Annotated in this window: 16 protein-coding genes; 6 read left to right on the forward strand and 10 right to left on the reverse strand. The window is 68.1% G+C overall.

The window, feature by feature from the left end:
- Window positions 1-112 precede the first annotated feature (112 nt).
- The 3 genes from F3J18_RS19090 to purN are packed head-to-tail and all read right to left on the reverse strand — an operon-like array spanning window position 113 to window position 3,512.
- Complete coding sequence (locus F3J18_RS19090) at window positions 113-1,462, reverse strand: mechanosensitive ion channel domain-containing protein (RefSeq protein ID WP_166913649.1); 1,350 nt, start codon at window positions 1,460-1,462, stop codon at window positions 113-115.
- A 14-nt stretch (window positions 1,463-1,476) separates the two neighbouring features.
- Complete coding sequence (locus F3J18_RS19095; RefSeq protein WP_166913650.1) at window positions 1,477-2,856, reverse strand: RsmB/NOP family class I SAM-dependent RNA methyltransferase; 1,380 nt, start codon at window positions 2,854-2,856, stop codon at window positions 1,477-1,479.
- Window positions 2,853-3,512 carry a phosphoribosylglycinamide formyltransferase gene (gene purN, locus F3J18_RS19100; RefSeq protein ID WP_025098172.1) on the reverse strand — a complete coding sequence of 220 codons (660 nt, stop codon included), beginning with the start codon at window positions 3,510-3,512 and terminating at the stop codon, window positions 2,853-2,855. Before purN ends, F3J18_RS19095 begins: the two co-directional genes overlap by 4 nt.
- 154 nt (window positions 3,513-3,666) lie before the next feature.
- Here purN and F3J18_RS19105 point away from each other — a divergent pair, with 154 nt between their 5' ends.
- The 5 genes from F3J18_RS19105 to dut all read left to right on the forward strand — a co-directional run bounded on the left by F3J18_RS19105 (window position 3,667) and on the right by dut (window position 9,938).
- Window positions 3,667-4,662: a bifunctional riboflavin kinase/FAD synthetase gene (locus tag F3J18_RS19105; RefSeq protein ID WP_345791222.1), complete on the forward strand. Its 996-nt coding sequence runs from the start codon at window positions 3,667-3,669 to the stop codon at window positions 4,660-4,662.
- 96 nt (window positions 4,663-4,758) lie between these two features.
- Window positions 4,759-7,596 (forward strand): isoleucine--tRNA ligase, encoded by a 2,838-nt coding sequence (gene ileS, locus F3J18_RS19110; RefSeq protein ID WP_166913651.1) that lies wholly within the window; start codon window positions 4,759-4,761, stop codon window positions 7,594-7,596.
- A gap of 2 nt (window positions 7,597-7,598) precedes the next feature.
- The gene (lspA, locus tag F3J18_RS19115; RefSeq protein WP_013699140.1) at window positions 7,599-8,099 is read left to right on the forward strand and encodes a signal peptidase II; all 501 of its coding nucleotides are present in this window, start codon (window positions 7,599-7,601) and stop codon (window positions 8,097-8,099) included.
- A gap of 100 nt (window positions 8,100-8,199) precedes the next feature.
- Window positions 8,200-9,411 carry a bifunctional phosphopantothenoylcysteine decarboxylase/phosphopantothenate--cysteine ligase CoaBC gene (gene coaBC / locus F3J18_RS19120; protein ID WP_025098175.1) on the forward strand — a complete coding sequence of 404 codons (1,212 nt, stop codon included), beginning with the start codon at window positions 8,200-8,202 and terminating at the stop codon, window positions 9,409-9,411.
- Between the two features lie 80 nt (window positions 9,412-9,491).
- Window positions 9,492-9,938 (forward strand): dUTP diphosphatase, encoded by a 447-nt coding sequence (gene dut, locus F3J18_RS19125; protein WP_013699142.1) that lies wholly within the window; start codon window positions 9,492-9,494, stop codon window positions 9,936-9,938.
- Between the two features lie 100 nt (window positions 9,939-10,038).
- Here dut and clpA read toward each other — a convergent pair whose 3' ends face one another.
- On the reverse strand, window positions 10,039-12,336 hold the full coding sequence (gene clpA, locus F3J18_RS19130) for an ATP-dependent Clp protease ATP-binding subunit ClpA (protein ID WP_025098176.1): 2,298 nt from the start codon (window positions 12,334-12,336) through the stop codon (window positions 10,039-10,041).
- Window positions 12,333-12,647 carry an ATP-dependent Clp protease adapter ClpS gene (gene clpS / locus F3J18_RS19135; RefSeq protein WP_013699144.1) on the reverse strand — a complete coding sequence of 105 codons (315 nt, stop codon included), beginning with the start codon at window positions 12,645-12,647 and terminating at the stop codon, window positions 12,333-12,335. The genes clpA and clpS overlap by 4 nt, the downstream gene beginning before the upstream one ends.
- A 531-nt stretch (window positions 12,648-13,178) precedes the next feature.
- On the opposite strand from clpS, the gene F3J18_RS19140 reads away from it, so the two are divergent.
- Window positions 13,179-13,382: a cold-shock protein gene (locus tag F3J18_RS19140; RefSeq protein ID WP_004196460.1), complete on the forward strand. Its 204-nt coding sequence runs from the start codon at window positions 13,179-13,181 to the stop codon at window positions 13,380-13,382.
- Window positions 13,383-13,520: 138 nt separating this feature from the next.
- Here the strand turns inward: F3J18_RS19140 and F3J18_RS19145 are convergent, their stop codons facing one another.
- The 5 genes from F3J18_RS19145 to F3J18_RS19165 form a co-directional block, all read right to left on the reverse strand.
- The gene (locus tag F3J18_RS19145) at window positions 13,521-15,119 is read right to left on the reverse strand and encodes a multicopper oxidase family protein (protein ID WP_166913652.1); all 1,599 of its coding nucleotides are present in this window, start codon (window positions 15,117-15,119) and stop codon (window positions 13,521-13,523) included.
- A 154-nt stretch (window positions 15,120-15,273) separates the two neighbouring features.
- Window positions 15,274-15,639, reverse strand: coding sequence for a response regulator (locus F3J18_RS19150; protein ID WP_013699147.1), 366 nt, complete (start codon window positions 15,637-15,639; stop codon window positions 15,274-15,276).
- Between the two features lie 20 nt (window positions 15,640-15,659).
- On the reverse strand, window positions 15,660-16,625 hold the full coding sequence (locus F3J18_RS19155) for a chemotaxis protein CheX (protein WP_025098178.1): 966 nt from the start codon (window positions 16,623-16,625) through the stop codon (window positions 15,660-15,662).
- 40 nt (window positions 16,626-16,665) lie between these two features.
- Window positions 16,666-17,193, reverse strand: a complete 528-nt coding sequence (locus F3J18_RS19160) for a hypothetical protein (protein ID WP_060005608.1) — start codon at window positions 17,191-17,193, stop codon at window positions 16,666-16,668.
- A partial coding sequence (locus tag F3J18_RS19165) for a methyl-accepting chemotaxis protein (protein WP_240156409.1) occupies window positions 17,190-17,646 on the reverse strand: 457 nt, incomplete at its 5' end. The genes F3J18_RS19165 and F3J18_RS19160, both read right to left, overlap by 4 nt.

Here is a 17,646-nt window from a genome sequence, read left to right on the forward strand (position 1 = left end):
AACTGTCAAAAATGAATGATTGTTGCTACGGCGCAAGGGGCTTCCGGTCCAGCGCCGGACTAGCCCGGCGAAGCGGTCCATTCGCGGCCCGACAAACGGAAAAAGGGCCGTTTCAAGCGCCCGGCGCCGGGTCCGATCGTGCCCCATTCGCCCCGATTCCGGCGCTCGCCGCCGGGCCCTGCCCGACGATGCGCAACTCGCGCTGCGGCAGCGGCACCGATATGCCGTGCTCGCCGAACAGCCGCCACAGCTTGCGATTCACCGCCGAGCGCACGCCCGAGGTGCCGCGCGCGGCATCGGCGATCCAGAAGCCCAGCTCGAGCTCGATGCCGTCGGTGCCGAAACCCACCAGGTAGGGCGCCGGCGCCGGCTCCTCGAGCACCCGCTCGACATCCTTCGCCGCCTCGGCCAGCAACGCCAGCGCCGCCTCCACGTCGCTGCTGTAGGCGATGCGCACCGCCACCTTGGCGTAGCCGCGAGTCTGGAACGAGGACTGGTTCTGCACCACGTCGGTGATCAGCTTCTCGTTCGGGATCAGCTTCTCGTAGCCGTCCAGGCCGCGCACCACCGTGTAGCGAGTGCGAATCTGGGTGACGATGCCCTGCAGGCCGCCCACGTCGATCGCGTCGCCGAGCCTGAGCGAGCGGTCGAGCAGGATGATGAAGCCCGACACGTAGTTGCTGGCGATCTTCTGCAGGCCGAAGCCCAGCCCCACGCCGAGCGCGCCGCCGAACACGCCGAGCACGGTCACGTCGATGCCCACCAGCGAGAACCCGATCAGCACCGCCGCCACCACCAGCAGCGCGCGGCCGACTCGCGACAGCACCACCTTGAGGTTGGCGTCGAGCGTCGCGGCACGCGACAGGCGGTCCTCCAGCAGCGAACCGAGCCACATCGCCACCACCAGGGTGACGCAGATCCACAGGCAGCCCGACAGCAGCGAGAGCAGGCTCAGGTGCGCGCTGCCGACGTGGAAGCGCACGCCGTCGAGCCAATCGATCACGTCGCGCTGGATGCCGAGCACGGTGAGCACCATCGCCACCCACACCAGCACCGAGACCAGCTTCTCGATGATCGACAGCCAGGCGTGGGTATCGCCGTCGCGGGCGAAGGCGCGGCGCGCGACCGAAAACAGCAGGTAGATCAGCGCGATGCCGAAGAGGGGCACCAGCGCGAGCTGCAGCAGCGAGGTGGAGAAGAAGCGCTCGCCGACCTCCTGCGCGACCAGCAGCAGCACGCCGCCGGCCAGCGGGAACAGCGCCCGGTCCAGGCTGCTCGCGCCGGTGCCGGGGGCGCGGCCGGCGGCACGCCGGCGCGCCTCGATGCGCGAACGCAGCCAGCGCGCCAGCAGCCAGGCCAGCGCGAGCGTGCCGGCCAGCACCGCGAGCTGCCAGATCATCACCGGCTGGCCGAAGTCGCGCGCGACGCCGGCCAGCCGTTTCGACAGCAGCGGATCCTGCATGGCGCCGCCCGCGATCAGTTCGCCTCGTTGGCCGCTTCCGCACCCGCGGCATCGGCCTTGGCTTCGATGGCTTCGGCCGCGTCGGCGGGGACCGCCGCCTCGGCGCCGGCCTTGGCGGCAGCCGGCTTAGCCGGTTTCGCGCGCCGCTCCAGCACGGCCGCGAAGAAGCCGTCGGTGGCATGGCGATGCGGCCACAGCGACAGGTAATCGCCGGTATCGAGCGCGATGCGCTGCTCGGCCAGCACCTTGTTGGCCGGCACCAGCACGAAGTCGGGATGCGCGGCGAGGAACTGCACGACGATCGCCTCGTTCTCGGCCTCCAGCACGCTGCAGGTCGCGTAGACCAGGCGGCCGCCCGGCTTCACCAGGCGCGCGGCGCTGGCGAGGATCGAGCCCTGCTTGGGCGCGAGTTCCTCGATCGAGTCGCGCGTCTGGCGCCACTTGAGGTCGGGATTGCGGCGCAGCGTGCCCAGCCCGCTGCAGGGCGCGTCGACCAGCACGCGGTCGATCTTGCCGGCCAGCCGCTTGATCTTGGCGTCATGCTCGCTGTCGATCAGCACCGGGTTGACGTTGGACAGCCCGCTGCGCGCCAGGCGCGGCTTGAGCTTGGCCAGGCGCTTCTCGGACACGTCGAAGGCATAGAGGCGCCCGGTCGAGCGCATCGCCGCGCCCAGCGCCAGGGTCTTGCCGCCCGCGCCGGCGCAGAAGTCGACCACCATCTCGCCGCGGCGCGGCGCCATCAGCGAGCAGAGCAGCTGGCTGCCCTCGTCCTGCACCTCGATCAGGCCGTCCTGGAAGATCGACAGCTTGGTCAGGGCCGGCTTGCCGATCACGCGCACGCCGTTCGGCGCGAACGGGGTCTCGCCGGCCTCGATGCCGGAGGCCTTGAGCGCGTCGAGCACCTGGTCGCGGGTGGCCTTCTGCACGTTCACGCGCAGGTCCAGCGGCGCCGGGTAGTTGACCGCGGCCGCGAACTGCGCGAGCCCGTCGGCATCGAAGCGCTGCGACAGCGCCTGGTGGATCCAGTCGGGCAGGTTGGTGCGCACCCGCAGCGGCAGGCTGGCCGGGTCGATCTTGGCGACGTGGTCGAGCCAGGACCATTCGGCCTCCGACACATGGGGCTTGAGCGCCGAGCGGCCCGCCGTCTGCATCAGCCCCAGCAGGGTCAGGCGGCGCGCCGGCGTGCCGGTGCCGCTCTCGGCCAGGTGCGCGTATTCCATCTTCCGGCGCAGCACCGCGAACACCGCCTCGGCGATCACGCCGCGCTCGGCATGGCCGAGCTTGGGATGCGCGCGGAAGAACCGGCTCGTGGTCGCGTCGGCCGGGCCCGCGAATTTCAGTACGTCGCCGAGCAGCGTCTCGGTCTGGCCAATCAGAAAACCATGCAGCTTCATACACCCTCACCCTGTTTGTTGTTGTCATCCGCGACCAGCCAGCGGCAGGTGCCGTCGGCCAGCACCGCGCGCCCCGCCTCGAGCCGCAATTGCCCCTCGACGAACCAGCGCACCGCGCGCGGATAGAGCACATGCTCGGCCTCGAGCACGCGCGCGGCCAGCGTCCCGGGCGTGTCGCCCTCGCGCACCGGCACCGCCGCCTGCGCGACGATCGCGCCGCTGTCGAGCTCCGGAATCACGAAATGCACGGTGGCGCCGTGCAGGGCCACGCCGGCGGCCAGCGCCGCCTCGTGCGTGCGCATGCCCTTGAAACTGGGCAGCAGCGAGGGATGGACGTTCAGCATCCGGCCCTCGAAACGCGACACGAAGCCGGGCGTGAGGATCCGCATGAAGCCGGCCAGCACCACCAGGTCGGGCGCGAAGCGCTCGATCTCGGCGGCCAGCGCGGCGTCGAAGGCCTCGCGGCCGTCGTGCTCGCGATGGTCGACGACGGCCGTGGCGATCCCGCGCTCGGCCGCGAACGACAAACCGGCCGCATCGGGCCGGTTCGCGATCACGGCGGCCACGCGGGCCGGCCAGGCGTCGCGCGCGCAGGCGTCGACGATGGCCTCCATGTTGCTGCCGCGGCCTGAAATCAGGATGACAAGATTTTTCATCCGCGGATTTTAGCATTCGGGACCACCGTTTCCCGGCCGCCGAGCCGCCCATCGCCCCGAACCGTTTATAATCTTGTGCTTTGCGGCATCCGCCCGCCCCGTTTGTGCCGTATTTCGGTTCCCTAGTCTTCATCGAGCCCGCTGCCAACCCGCTATCGTGAAAGTCTTTCGCGGCCTGCCCAACGCCGAGAGCCGCGCCCCGTGCGCGCTGACGATCGGTAATTTCGACGGTGTCCACCGTGGCCATCAGGCCCTGCTCGCGCGCGTGCGCGCGGCGGCGGACGCGCGCGGGCTGCCGGTCTGCGTGATGACCTTCGAGCCGCACCCGCGCGAGTTCTTCAATCCGGCCGGCGCCCCGCCCCGGATCGCGATGCTGCGCGACAAGCTCGAGGCGCTGCGCGAGAACGGCGTGGACCGGGTGGTGGTCGAGCACTTCAACCATACCTTCGCCAACCAGGCGCCCGAGGCCTTCGTCGAGCAGACCCTGGTCAACGGCCTGCACACGCGCTGGATGATCGTCGGCGACGATTTCCGCTACGGCGCCAAGCGCGCCGGCAATTTCGCCTCGCTGCAGGAAGCCGGCGCGCGCCATGGCTTCGACGTCGAGCAGATGGCCACGCTGGCCGCGCCCAACGGTGCGCGCATCTCGAGCTCGGGCGTGCGCGCCTCGCTGGCCGCGGGCGACCTTGACGCGGCCAAGCAGGCGCTCGGACACGGCTACGCGATCAGCGGCCACGTCGCGCACGGGCTCAAGCTCGGCCGCGACCTCGGCTTCCCGACCCTGAACCTGTCGATCGCGCACAAGCGCCCGGCGCTGTCGGGCATCTTCGTGGTGCTGGTGCACGGCCTGGGCGAGGCGCCGCTGCCGGCGGTGGCCAGCCTCGGCGTGCGGCCCACCGTGGTCGACGCCGGCCGCGTGCTGCTCGAGGTGCACATCCTCGACTGGCACGGCGATGCCTACGGCAAGCTGGTGCGCGTCGAGTTCCTGAAGAAGCTTCGCGACGAGGCCAAGTTCATCGACCTCGAGACGCTGACCCGCGCGATCGCGCAGGACGTGGTCGACACGCGCGCCTATTTCGCCGCGCACGGCGTGCCGCCCGGCGGCCGCGCCACCGGCTTCGCCACCTCGGCGACCGACCGAATTAGCTGACCCGTCCGGGCGCGCCAGGCGCCCGCCGCGCCGCCACGGCGCCCGTCCCCCGATCACGACGCGCGAGCGTCCCCGAACGAGATAGCGATTCCCGACATGAGCAACAAGAAAGCCGACTCCAAACCGCAGGCCAAGTATCCGGTCAACCTGCTCGACACGCCGTTCCCGATGCGCGGCGACCTGCCCAAGCGCGAGCCCCAGTGGGTGCAGGACTGGGAGGATCGCGGCCTCTACGAGAAGATCCGCGCGGCCAGCGCCGGCCGCCCGAAGTTCATCCTGCACGACGGCCCGCCCTACGCGAACGGCGACATCCACCTCGGCCACGCGGTCAACAAGATCCTCAAGGACATCGTCGTCAAGTCGCGCAACATGGCCGGCTTCGACGCGCCCTACGTGCCGGGCTGGGACTGCCACGGCATGCCGATCGAGATCCAGATCGAGAAGCAGTTCGGCAAGTCGCTGCCGGCCGCCGAGGTGCAGAAGAAGGCGCGCGCCTACGCCACCGAGCAGATCGAGAAGCAGAAGGTGGGCTTCAAGCGGCTGGGCGTGCTCGGCGACTGGAAGAACCCGTACAAGACGATGAACTTCCAGAACGAGGCGGAGGAGTTGCGCGCGCTCGGCAAGATCATCGAGAAGGGCTTCGTCTATCGCGGCCTGAAACCGGTCAACTGGTGCTTCGACTGCGGCTCGGCGCTGGCCGAGGCCGAGGTCGAGTACAAGGACCGCACCGATCCGACCATCGACGTGATGTTCCCGTTCGCCGAACCGGAGCGCACCGCCCAGGCCTTCGGCCTGCCGGCGCTGCCGCGCGCCGACGGCGGCATCGTGATCTGGACCACCACGCCCTGGACGATCCCCGCCAACCAGGCGCTCAACGCGCACCCGGAAATCGTCTACGCGCTGGTCGACACCCCGCGCGGCCTGCTGATCCTCGCCGAGGAACGCGTGGCCGCCTGCCTGGAAGCCTTCAAGCTGAGCGGCAAGGTGATCGCCACCGCGCCCGGCGCGAAGCTCTCGGGCCTGCGCTTCCACCACCCGCTGGCCGGCTCGCATCCGGGCTACCAGCGCAGCTCGCCGATCTACCTCGGCGACTACGTCACCACCGACACCGGCACCGGCATCGTCCACTCCTCGCCCGCCTACGGCGTGGAGGACTTCGTCTCCTGCAAGGCGCACGGCATGAGCGACGCCGACATCATCAACCCGGTGATGGGCGACGGCCGCTACATCGAATCGCTGCCGCTGTTCGGCGGCCTGCAGATCTGGGACGCGAACCCGAAGGTGGTCGAGGCGCTGCAAGCCGCCGGCACCCTGCTGCGCAGCGAGAAGTACACCCACAGCTACATGCACTGCTGGCGCCACAAGTCGGCGATCATCTACCGCGCGACCTCGCAATGGTTCGCCGGCATGGATACTCAACCCAACGACGGCGGCCGCACGCTGCGCGAAGTCGCGCTGCAGGGCGTCGAGGACACCGCCTTCTACCCCGCCTGGGGCAAGCAGCGCCTGTACAGCATGATCGCCAACCGGCCGGACTGGACGCTGTCGCGCCAGCGCCAGTGGGGCGTGCCGATGGCCTTCTTCGTCCACAAGGAAACCGGCGAGCTGCATCCGCGCACGCTGGAGCTGCTCGAGGAAGTGGCCAAGCGCGTCGAGGCCGGCGGCATCGAGGCCTGGCAGACGCTGGACGCGCGCGAGCTGCTCGGCGACGAGGCCAACCTCTACGAGAAGAACCGCGACACGCTCGACGTCTGGTTCGATTCGGGCACCACGCATTGGCACGTGCTGCGCGGCTCGCACAAGGACGCGCTGCAGTTCCCGGCCGACCTCTACCTGGAAGGCTCGGACCAGCATCGCGGCTGGTTCCACTCCTCGCTGCTGACGGCCTCGATGATCGACGGCCGCGCGCCCTACAAGGGCCTGCTCACGCACGGCTTCACGGTCGACGGCGAAGGCCGCAAGATGAGCAAGTCGCTCGGCAACGGCATCGACCCGCATGAGGTCTCGAACCGCCTGGGCGCGGAAATCGTGCGCCTGTGGATCGCCTCGACCGATTACTCGGGCGAGCTGGCGATCTCCGAGGAAATCCTCAAGCGCGTCACCGAGGGCTATCGCCGGATCCGCAACACGCTGCGCTTCCTGCTCGCCAACCTGTCGGACTTCGACTACGCGAAGGACGCGCTGCCGGCCGCCGAATGGCTCGAGATCGACCGCTACGCGATCGCCTTCTCGGCCCAGTTGCAGACCGAGCTGCTCGCGCACTACGAGAAGTACGAGTTCCACCCGATCGTGGCGAAGCTGCAGACCTACTGCTCGGAGGATCTCGGCGGTTTCTACCTCGACGTGCTGAAGGACCGGCTCTACACCAGCGCGCCCGCCTCGCCGGCGCGCCGCTCGGCGCAGACCGCGCTCTACCACGTCACGCAGGGCCTGCTGCGGGTGCTCGCGCCCTTCCTCTCGTTCACCGCCGAGGAAGCCTGGAAGGTATTCCAGCCGGCCAGCGAGACGATCTTCACGGAAACCTACTACGCTTACCCCGAGATCGACGGCGCGGCCGCCCTGCTCGACAAGTGGACGCTGCTGCGCGCAGTGCGCGCGGACGTGACCAAGGCGCTGGAGGAAGCGCGCAGCGCGAACCGGATCGGCTCCTCGCTGCAGGCCGAGGTCGAGATCCGCGCGAGCGGCGCGCGCCACGCGGCGCTCGCGAGCCTCGGCGAGGATCTTAAGTTCGTGCTGATCACCTCGGCGGCCACCGTCACCGAGGTGGCCTCGGAAGCCGACGAAGCGGTCGAGGTGGCCGCCTCGACCTACCAGAAGTGCGAGCGCTGCTGGCATTACCGCGCCGACGTGGGCGCGCACGCGGAGCACCCGACGCTGTGCGGCCGCTGCTTCTCCAACCTCTTTGAAAACGGCGAAACCCGGAGCGCTGCATAACCATGGCGAAAACCCTGTCGAAATCCACTGGCGGCGCGCTCGCGCCGTGGCTGGGCATTTCGCTGATCGTGATCCTGTTCGACCAGCTCTCGAAGATCGCGGTGCTGAAGACCTTCAGCTACGGCGCGATGCATGCGCTGACCGGCTTCTTCAACCTGGTGCTGGTCTACAACCGCGGCGCGGCCTTCGGCTTCCTGTCGGCCGCCAGCGGCTGGCAGCGCTGGGCCTTCACGGCGCTGGGCATCGGCGCGACCCTGGTGATCTGCTACCTGCTCAAGCGCCACGGCCATCAGCGCCTGTTCAGCCTGTCGCTGGCCCTGATCCTGGGCGGCGCGCTCGGCAACGTGATCGACCGGCTGATGTACGGCCACGTGATCGACTTCCTCGATTTCCACGTCGGCGGCTGGCACTGGCCCGCCTTCAACCTGGCCGATTCGGCGATCACCATCGGCGCGATCCTGCTGATCTACGACGAGCTGCGCCGCGTGCGCGGCACGCGCTGAAGCCGGCCGACGCCGGCGCGCGAGCGTCGGCAGGCGCCGCGCGGTAAATTACGGGGGCCGGGCCTTGGGGCGCCGGCCCGTTTCATTCGCGGAGGTCCAGTTGGAACACCAGGAACTCGCAGGAAAACACCTCGTCGTCGGCCTGACGGGCGGCATCGCCTGCTACAAGATCGCCGAGCTCACGCGCCTGCTGACCAAGGCCGGTGCGAGCGTGCAGATCGTCATGACCGAGGCGGCCACCCAGTTCATCACGCCGGTGACCATGCAGGCGCTGTCGGGGCGGCCGGTCTACACCAGCCAGTGGGATGCGCGCGTCGACAACAACATGGCGCATATCGACCTGTCGCGCGAAGCCGACGCGATCCTGATCGCGCCGGCTTCGACCGACTTCATCGCCAAGCTCGCCCACGGTTTCGCCGACGACCTGCTCTCGACGCTGTGCATCGCGCGCGACTGCCCGCTGCTGGTGGTGCCGGCGATGAATCGCCAGATGTGGCAGAACCCGGCCACCCAGCGCAATGCCGCGCAACTGCGCGCCGACGGCATCTCGGTGCTGGGGCCCGATTCGGGCGCGCAAGCCTGCGGCGAGGTCGGCGACGGCCGCATGCTGGAGCCGGCGGCCATCTACGAGGCGATCGTCTCGCACTTCCGGCCCAAGCGGCTCGCCCACAAGCGCGTGCTGATCACCGCCGGCCCGACCTTCGAGCCGCTCGACCCGGTGCGCGGCCTGACCAACCTGTCCAGCGGCAAGATGGGTTTCGCGCTGGCGCGCGCGGCCCAGCAGGCCGGCGCCGAGGTGCATCTGGTGGCGGGGCCGGTCCACCTGGCCACGCCCTGGGGCGTCTATCGCCAGGACGTGCAGACCGCCCAGCAGATGCACGACGCGGTGATGCATGCGGTGCCCGACGCGGACCTGTTCATCGCGGTGGCCGCGGTGGCCGACTGGCGCGTCGCGCAGCCGGCGGCGCACAAGATCAAGAAGACCGCCGATCGCAAGATGCCGGTGCTCGAGTTCGTCGAGAACCCGGACATCCTGGCCAGCGTGGCCGCCTTGCCCGACGCGCCCTACTGCGTGGGTTTCGCGGCCGAGAGCGGCGACCTCGAGGTGCATGGCGAGGAGAAGCGCCGCCGCAAGCAGGTGCCGCTCCTGATCGGCAACCTCGGCCCCTTGACCTTCGGCCTCGACGACAACGAGGTGGTGCTGTTCGAGGCCGCCGGCACCACGCGCCTGCCGCGTGCGGCCAAGGCCACGCTCGCGCACACGCTGATCGAGGAGATCGCGAAGCGCCTGCCCGATACGCGCCTGATCTGACGCAATCCCCTGCCGGGCGCCCGCCTGCGAGGCGGGCCGCCCGGCGCTTCCTTCCAGACTTCTTGCCAGCGACCTGCCGGATGAAACTCGACCTGAAGATCCTCGACGCGCGCATGCGCGACTACCTGCCGAACTACGCCACGCCGGGCAGCGCGGGCCTCGACCTGCGCGCCTGCCTGGACGCGCCGATCACGCTGAAGCCGGGCGACACCGCCCTGGTGCCGACGGGCCTGGCGATCCACGTGGCCGACCCCGGCTACGCGGCGCTGATCCTGCCGCGCTCGGGCCTCGGCCACAAGCACGGCATCGTGCTCGGCAACCTGGTCGGCCTGATCGATTCCGACTACCAGGGCCAGCTGATGGTCTCGACTTGGAACCGCGGGCAGAGCGAATTCGTGCTGAATCCGTTCGAGCGCCTGGCCCAGTTGGTGATCGTGCCGGTGGTGCAGGCCAGCTTCAACATCGTCGAGGATTTCGCGCAGAGCGAGCGCGGCGAAGGTGGTTTCGGCAGCACCGGCCGCCAGTAAACCCGCCTGCCGATTCGTCGGCAAGGCACACAAAAGAAAACGGCGCGGGATTCGCATCCCGCGCCGTTTTTTCATGGCGCCGTGGCCGAAGCTTCGCGCCTCACTCCACTTCGACCGTTTCCTCGCTCGGCTTCGGCGGTTCGGCCGAATTGTCGAAGGACAACTGCACGGTGTTGTTCTCGTCGACGTCGACCGTCACGCGGCCGCCGTTGACGAGCTTGCCGAACAGCAGTTCGTCGGCCAGCGCGCGACGGATCGTGTCCTGGATCAGGCGCTGCATCGGCCGCGCGCCCATCAGCGGATCGAAGCCGTTCTTCGACAGGTACTTGCGCAGCGCGTCGGTGAACAGCGCATCGACCTTCTTCTCGTGGAGCTGGTCCTCGAGCTGGATCAGGAACTTGTCGACCACGCGCATGATGATTTCCTCATCGAGCGAGCGGAAGCTGATCGTCGCGTCCAGGCGGTTGCGGAACTCCGGCGTGAAGAAGCGCTTGATCTCCGACATCTCGTCACCGACCTCGCGACGCGTGGTGAAGCCGATGGTGCCCTTCTGCATCGACTCGGCGCCCGCGTTGGTCGTCATGATGATGATGACGTTGCGGAAATCCGCCTTGCGGCCGTTGTTGTCGGTCAGCGTGCCGTGGTCCATCACCTGCAGCAGCACGTTGAAGATGTCCGGATGCGCCTTCTCGATTTCGTCGAGCAGCAGCACGCAATGCGGCTTCTTGGTGACGGCCTCGGTCAGCAGGCCGCCCTGGTCGAAACCGACATAACCGGGCGGCGCGCCGATCAGGCGGCTGACCGCGTGACGCTCCATGTACTCGGACATGTCGAAGCGGATCAGCTCGATGCCGAGCGTGAACGCGAGCTGCCGCGCCACCTCGGTCTTGCCGACGCCGGTCGGGCCCGAGAACAGGAAGGCGCCGATCGGCTTGTCGAGCTTGCCGAGGCCGGCACGCGCCATCTTGATGGCGGCGGCCAGCGCGTCGATCGCCGGGTCCTGGCCGAACACCACGCTCTTCAGGTCGCGATCGAGCGTCTGCAGCTTGCTGCGATCGTCCTGCGACACGCTTTGCGGCGGGACGCGCGCGATCTTCGAGATGATTTCCTCGATCTCGGACTTGCCGATGGTCTTCTTCTGCTTCGACTTCGGCAGGATCCGCTGCGCCGCGCCCGCTTCGTCGATCACGTCGATCGCCTTGTCCGGCAGGTGACGATCGGTGATGAAGCGTGCCGACAATTCGGCGGCGGCCGACAGCGCGCCCGACGAATACTTCACGCCGTGGTGCTCCTCGAAGCGCGACTTGAGCCCGCGCAGGATCGCCACCGTCTGCTCGACCGAAGGCTCGTTGACGTCGACCTTCTGGAAGCGCCGCGACAGCGCCGCGTCCTTCTCGAAGATGCCGCGGTATTCGGTGAAGGTGGTCGCGCCGATGCACTTCAGGTTGCCCGAGGACAGCGCCGGCTTGAGCAGGTTCGACGCATCGAGCGTGCCGCCCGAGGCGGCGCCGGCGCCGATCAGCGTGTGGATCTCGTCGATGAAGAGGATCGCGTGCGGACGTTCCTTCAGTTCCTTGAGCACCGTCTTCAGGCGTTGCTCGAAATCGCCGCGGTACTTGGTGCCCGCCAGCAGCGCGCCCATGTCGAGCGAGAACACCTGGGCATTGGCCAGGATGTCCGGCACCTCGCCGCGCGTGATGCGCCAGGCCAGGCCCTCGGCGATCGCGGTCTTGCCGACGCCGGCCTCGCCGACCAGCAGCGGATTGTTCTTGCGACGGCGGCAGAGCACCTGCACCACGCGCTCGACCTCGGTCTCGCGACCGATCAGCGGATCGATGCGACCGTCCTTGGCCATCTGGTTCAGGTTCTGCGTGAACTGCGCGAGCGGGGTTTCCTTCTGCGCGTTCGCGTCTTCCGATTCGGGTGCGCCGTCGCCGGCCTTGGCCGCGTCCGCGCTACCCGTCTTCGCGATGCCGTGGGAAATGAAGTTCACCACGTCCAGGCGCGTGACGCCCTGCTGCTGCAGGTAGTACACCGCGTGCGAATCCTTCTCGCCGAAGATCGCCACGAGCACGTTCGCGCCCGTCACTTCCTTCTTGCCGTTCGAGGTGGATTGCACGTGCATGATCGCGCGCTGGATCACGCGCTGGAAACCGAGCGTCGGCTGGGTGTCGACGTCCTCGGTGCCCGGCACCGTGGGTGTGTTGTCGTGGATGAAGTTGCGCAGGTTCTGGCGCAGGTCCTCGATATTGGCCGCGCAGGCGCGCAGCACTTCGGCCGCGGTCGGGTTGTCGAGCAGCGCCAGCAACAGGTGTTCGACTGTAATGAACTCGTGCCGCGCCTGGCGCGCTTCCATGAACGCCATGTGCAGGCTGACTTCCAATTCCTGGGCAATCATGCTTCCTCCATCACGCACTGCAGCGGATGCCCTGCCTGCCGCGCATGGGTAACGACTTGCTCAACTTTGGTCGACGCGATGTCCCGCGTATAGACCCCACATACCCCCCGCCCCTCGCGATGGACCTTGAGCATGATCTGCGTCGCGGTCTCGCGATCCTTCTTGAAGTACTCCTGCACCACCATGACGACGAATTCCATCGGGGTGAAATCGTCGTTCAGCAGCACCACCTTGTACATCGAAGGCGGCTTCAGCTTCTGCTCGCTGCGTTCCAGGACGGTGTTGTCCTGCTTGTCCGGGATAATCGCCATACACCCATTCTAAACAACTCGGACAGGCCCGCAATCCTGTCATAAACCAGCCTTGCGGCCGGCACCGTTTAGCCTGCATGCTCACAGACTCGCGCCACTCGCACGCCGCGAAAACCGGCTCGCGGCGCCGACTTCCGAAGGTGTCCGCAACCCGGCAGGCAGCCCGGTGTCGCGACGCGTGGATCGAGTATCCCATATTCCCGCCAAGCTCGAAGGCCTGACGCCCGAGCATGCTATATGGGCCGATTATGGGGCTTTTCAAGCACCCTCGCTTGGCACCCGTATGACAGTGGAAAGCGGGATAAACCCTGAAAATGGGTTCTTTACAACGGCCCCCAAACCACCGACAAATTCCCCTTGACACTCAAATAAAGAGCGCCAACAATCAAGCTGGCACTTTTTTCAATCTGTCTTTTTTGACGACGGAGAATGGGCCGAGGTGAGCTTGTGAGGGGGGAACGGCTGCATTTGCCGGTCGTTTAGCTTTTCGAGCGTGCTCGTGGTAACGACTGAGTGACAGGGGAAGTAGGTATGGCAACTGGTATTGTCAAATGGTTCAATGACGCGAAGGGCTTCGGCTTCATCACGCCCGACGAAGGCGGCGAAGATCTGTTTGCACATTTCTCGGCTATCAACATGCAGGGTTTCAAGACCCTGAAGGAAGGCCAGAAGGTGAGCTTCGAGGTCGTCCAAGGCCCGAAGGGCAAGCAGGCTTCGAACATCCAGGCAGCCTGAGCGCATTGGATTCTCGATAAAAAACCCGGCTCCGAGCCGGGTTTTTTTTTGTGCCTTTGCTGGCGCCTTTTTTATGCATTTTCCTGCGCGCTTTCCGTCGGCCTCGCCTGAGACCGACAGTCTCTTCTAGTCGCGCGATCACACCACCTTCAGCGTGCCCATCATGCCGAGGTCCTCGTGCTCGAGGATATGGCAGTGGAACATACGCTCGCCCGCCTCGTGCTGGACCGTCGCGATCCGCACCGTCTCGCCCTTCCTCACGTTCACGGTATCGCGCCACGCGCGGTAAGGCTCCGCCGTGCGCCGGCCGCGATACTCGCGCTCGACCACCTGGAATTGTGTGCCGTGCAGGTGGAATGGATGATCCATGTCCGTATTGTTCGCAATACTCCACAATTCGACGTCGCCGCGTCGGCTGGTGAGCGTGGCGCGATGCGGCGACCAGCTCTGCCCGTTCACCATGAAGCGCATGCCGGCGGGGCGCGACCCCGGCTTCGAGGCCATCATCGCATTCATGTCCATCGCTTCGCCGAACGTGACGGTCTTGCGCGCCACCGGCGCGCCCAGCGGCGGCACCGAGCGCAGCGTGGCCGGCAGCGCGCGGGCCGCGGCTGGCGAGAACCCCACCTCGGCCAGCGGCAGCGGCGGGTCCGCCGGCAGCGAGGGTTCGTCGTCCTCGGACATGGCCATCGCCATCTTGCTGCGATCGTAAGTCCCTGCCCGCAGCATGGCCTTTGCGGGCCGATCGCCGGCGCGCACCAGCAATTCGGCGCGCTCGCCCGGCGCGAGCAGCAGGGCGCTCACGCTGCGCGAGCGCTCCAGCAGGCCGCCGTCGGTGCCGACCTGCTCGAAGGCACGACCGTCGTCGAAGGACAGGTTCAGGTAGCGCGCGCTGCTGGCGTTCCAGACGCGCCAACGTTCGTCCTGCGCGACATCGATGCGCGGCAGGCGCGCGCCGTTGACCAGCGCGAACTGCCCTTCGCGGCCGTTCATCCAGTCCATCATGTCGTTCGGCGGGATGGTGCCGTCCGAGGCCAGCTTGAGGTCGGAGACGAACAGTTGCCGCTCGGGCCAGCCGGCCAGCGGATCGTCGGCGGCGCGCACCACGATCGGGCCGGCCAGGCCGCGGAACACCTGCTCGGCCGTCATGTCGTGAGGATGCGGGTGATACCAGTAGGTGCCGGCGCAGCCCTTCGGCAGCGTGAAGCGGTAGATGCGCGATGCGCCCGGCTCGATCAGCGCGAGCGGGTTGCCATCCTGGTCGGGCGGCACCGGCAGGCCGTGCCAGTGCATGGTGGTCGGTTGCGGCAGGCGGTTGACGACGCGGATTTCCACCTGGTCGCCCTCGCGCAGCTCGATCAGCGGGCCGGCGACCGAACCCTGCGCGGCATCGCCATACAGCCACATCGGCGTGGGCGCGGCGCCCGGAAGCAATTGGCGCGCCACCGGCTGGGCGACCAGCGTGGCGCTGAAACGGCCCGGCGTGTCGCTCTGGTTGGCGAGCACGCGCAGAGGGGCGAGCGGCGCGCCGCCGGGCAGCGCGTCGGCGGCCGCCAGTTCCATGTCGGGCGCGGCCGAGGCTTCGGGAGCCGGCGCGTCGTGCATGCCGGCCATGCCCTTCATGTCGTCCATGCCCGCCATGCCGTGCATCGCGTGCGACTGAGCGAACGCGGCGCGGGAGAAGGCCAGCGTGGCTGCCGCGCCGAGCGCGCGGCGCAGGAATTGCCTGCGTATCATCGATCGAATCCCGAGTCAGCGAAGCGATGACGATACACCAGACGCGCGCCGCGCAAGCAGCGCCATCGCAAACGCGAAACCTCGCGGATGCAAGCCGCGATCCCGCTCGCGCTCGCGCGGAGCCCGCCGCTCACGCGGCGGCCCCGACGTCGCCTCAGCTCGCCAGCTTGCGGAAGGTCTCGAGCACCGCCTCGCCGCGGAACGGCTTGACGATCCAGCCGCGCACGCCGGCGGCCTTGCCGCGTTCCTTCATGGCCGGGCTGCTCTCGGTGGTCAGCATCACCACGTTGACGGCCGCGTTGCCGAGCTCGCCGCGGATCTTCTCGACCATCGTCAGGCCGTCCATGTTCGGCATGTTGACGTCGCTGACCACCAGCTTGATGCCCGGGCTGCCCTTGAGCTTCGTGAGGCCGTCCTTGCCGTCGACGGCCGTCTCGACCTCCAGCCCGTTCTTTCGCAGGAAGCCCGCGACTTCGTCGCGCACCGTGCTCGAATCGTCCACCACCAGAATCTTTGCCATGTCTGTTTTCCGTTTGTCACTCAAAACCAGTCGAGCTCGCCCGCCTCGACCATCTCGCCCACCGCCTGCGCGCTGTCGTCGAACGATTCCGGCGACCATTGCAGGCTGAACACGAAGCGCTGATGGAGAGTCACGGTGCGGCCCGACGCATCGTCGGTCACCCGATACTTGAAGCAGAGCTGCGGGTTCTCGGACCCGAAGGAGATGTACTTCTGCTTGTGATTGACGAGCAGCGGCACCTGCACCGTGCTGCTGGCCGGCATGCCGTTGCTGCTGCCGAGGAAGCGGTCCTTGAAGGCGCCCCAGACCAGGTTGGTCAACTCGCCGAGCACGCCGTTCAGATCGCGGAAATCGGGCGCGCGCTCGTCCGGGTGCATCGCCGCGACGAAGTCCAGCATCGGCTGCTCGTCGGCCTGCAGCATCATGTAGCCGCGGCACCAGGCGCTCTCCAGCGCGATCAGGCTGAACACCTCGCCGTAGATGATCTGGTCGCGCACGATGCAGGGCGTCTCGCACTCGATGCTCATGCCGCGGAACATGGTGCCCAGGCGCGCCTCGGTGATCTCCTCGATGCCGCGCACCAGCGCGTTCGGATAGGCCAGGCTGAACAGGTACTCGTCCACCGCGCGGCGCAGCGGCTCGAGGTCGGGCAGCGCGTAGCTGGCGCAGGCCACGCGACGCAGCGCGTCGGGCAGGCTCGCCTCGTCGCTGCCGTCGGCGCGGCGCACGATGATCGGCAGCTCGGGGCGCAGCGCGTCGATCTGCGCGGCCACCGCGGCGGCCTCGTCGGCCGAGCCGCCGTAGTCGGCCGCCAGCAGCACCGCGCCGAGGTCGATGTTCGAGCGCAGCACCTTCAGCAGGCGGTTGCGGCGCGCCTTGAGCCCGACCAGGTGGTGCTCGTCGCAGAACTGCCGGATCGCATCGAGATGCGTGTCGCTGTCGTCGAGCACCAGCACCTTGCTGACGGGCGTATCGTGGGTCGTCATGGCTTCTCCTGCCGCGAGTTCGTTCGCGGTGGTTCGTCGTTCAAAACAGTTCGAGCTCGCCTGCGCCCGCGTCGACATCGAGCATGTCGGCGACGAAATCGATCGGCGCGTTGGCGCACACGCACAGCGTCGCGCCGAGCTTCACGCCCTCGCCGAGGCTCAGGTCGTAGGCGGCCAGGTGATCGGGTTTCAGTTCGGCCAGGTGCGCGGCGCTCGCGCCGTTCAGCCGGTAGGGCGTGGACATGCCGAGATCGGGAAAATGCTCGACCAGCGCCTGGTTGATCGCGCCGCAGCAGAGATTGGCCACCTCCAGGATCGCCTCGCGCAGGCTGCGCTGGGCGGCGGCGCCGACGTAGTGGGCGCGCGTCGCGTCGTCGTCGCGGTAGTGCAGCAACAGCAGCAGCCGGAAGCTCAGCGAGGAGATCGTCAGCACCACCGCCTCCACCCCGCGCCCGGCATCGGGCGCCTCGCGCGGCACGATCTGGCAGGCGCCGTCGCCGGCCAGCCGCGCGCGCGCCGCGCCGAAGAAGATCCGCTCGAAGCTCTCGATCGCATTCGATCCGATCACGCGGCGCTCCGTTCGAGCTGGCCGCGCAACTGGGTGGCCAGCGCATCGACATTGCCGAGCGAGGCGGTGATCATCTTGCCGCCGGCCTGGATGTCCTGGAAGGTCGCGGTGGTCACCAGGTCGTTGCGGTTCAGGCTGTCCTGGTAGCTCTTCGAGAGCTCCTGCGAGCGCGAGGCCAGCGAGCGCACCTCGCTGGCGACGATCGAGAAGCCGCGCCCGGCGGTGCCCGCGCGCGCCGCCTCGATCGAGGCGTTCAGCGAGACGATCAGCACGTGCGCGACGATCGAGGACAGCTCGCGGTTCTTCGCGTGCATGTCCTGGTTCTGCGTCATCAACGAGATCATCTGCTCGTGCCAGCGCTCGAAGGTGCCGGCCAGCCCGCGCAGGCGCGCCGCCTCGGCGGCGATCCGCGCGGCCAGGGCGGCGGCGGCATCGCGCTCCTGCACGGCCGCG

Origin of the sequence: Burkholderia sp. Ax-1720, assembly GCF_011753035.1 — a bacterium.
GTDB lineage: Bacteria > Pseudomonadota > Gammaproteobacteria > Burkholderiales > Burkholderiaceae > Burkholderia > Burkholderia gladioli.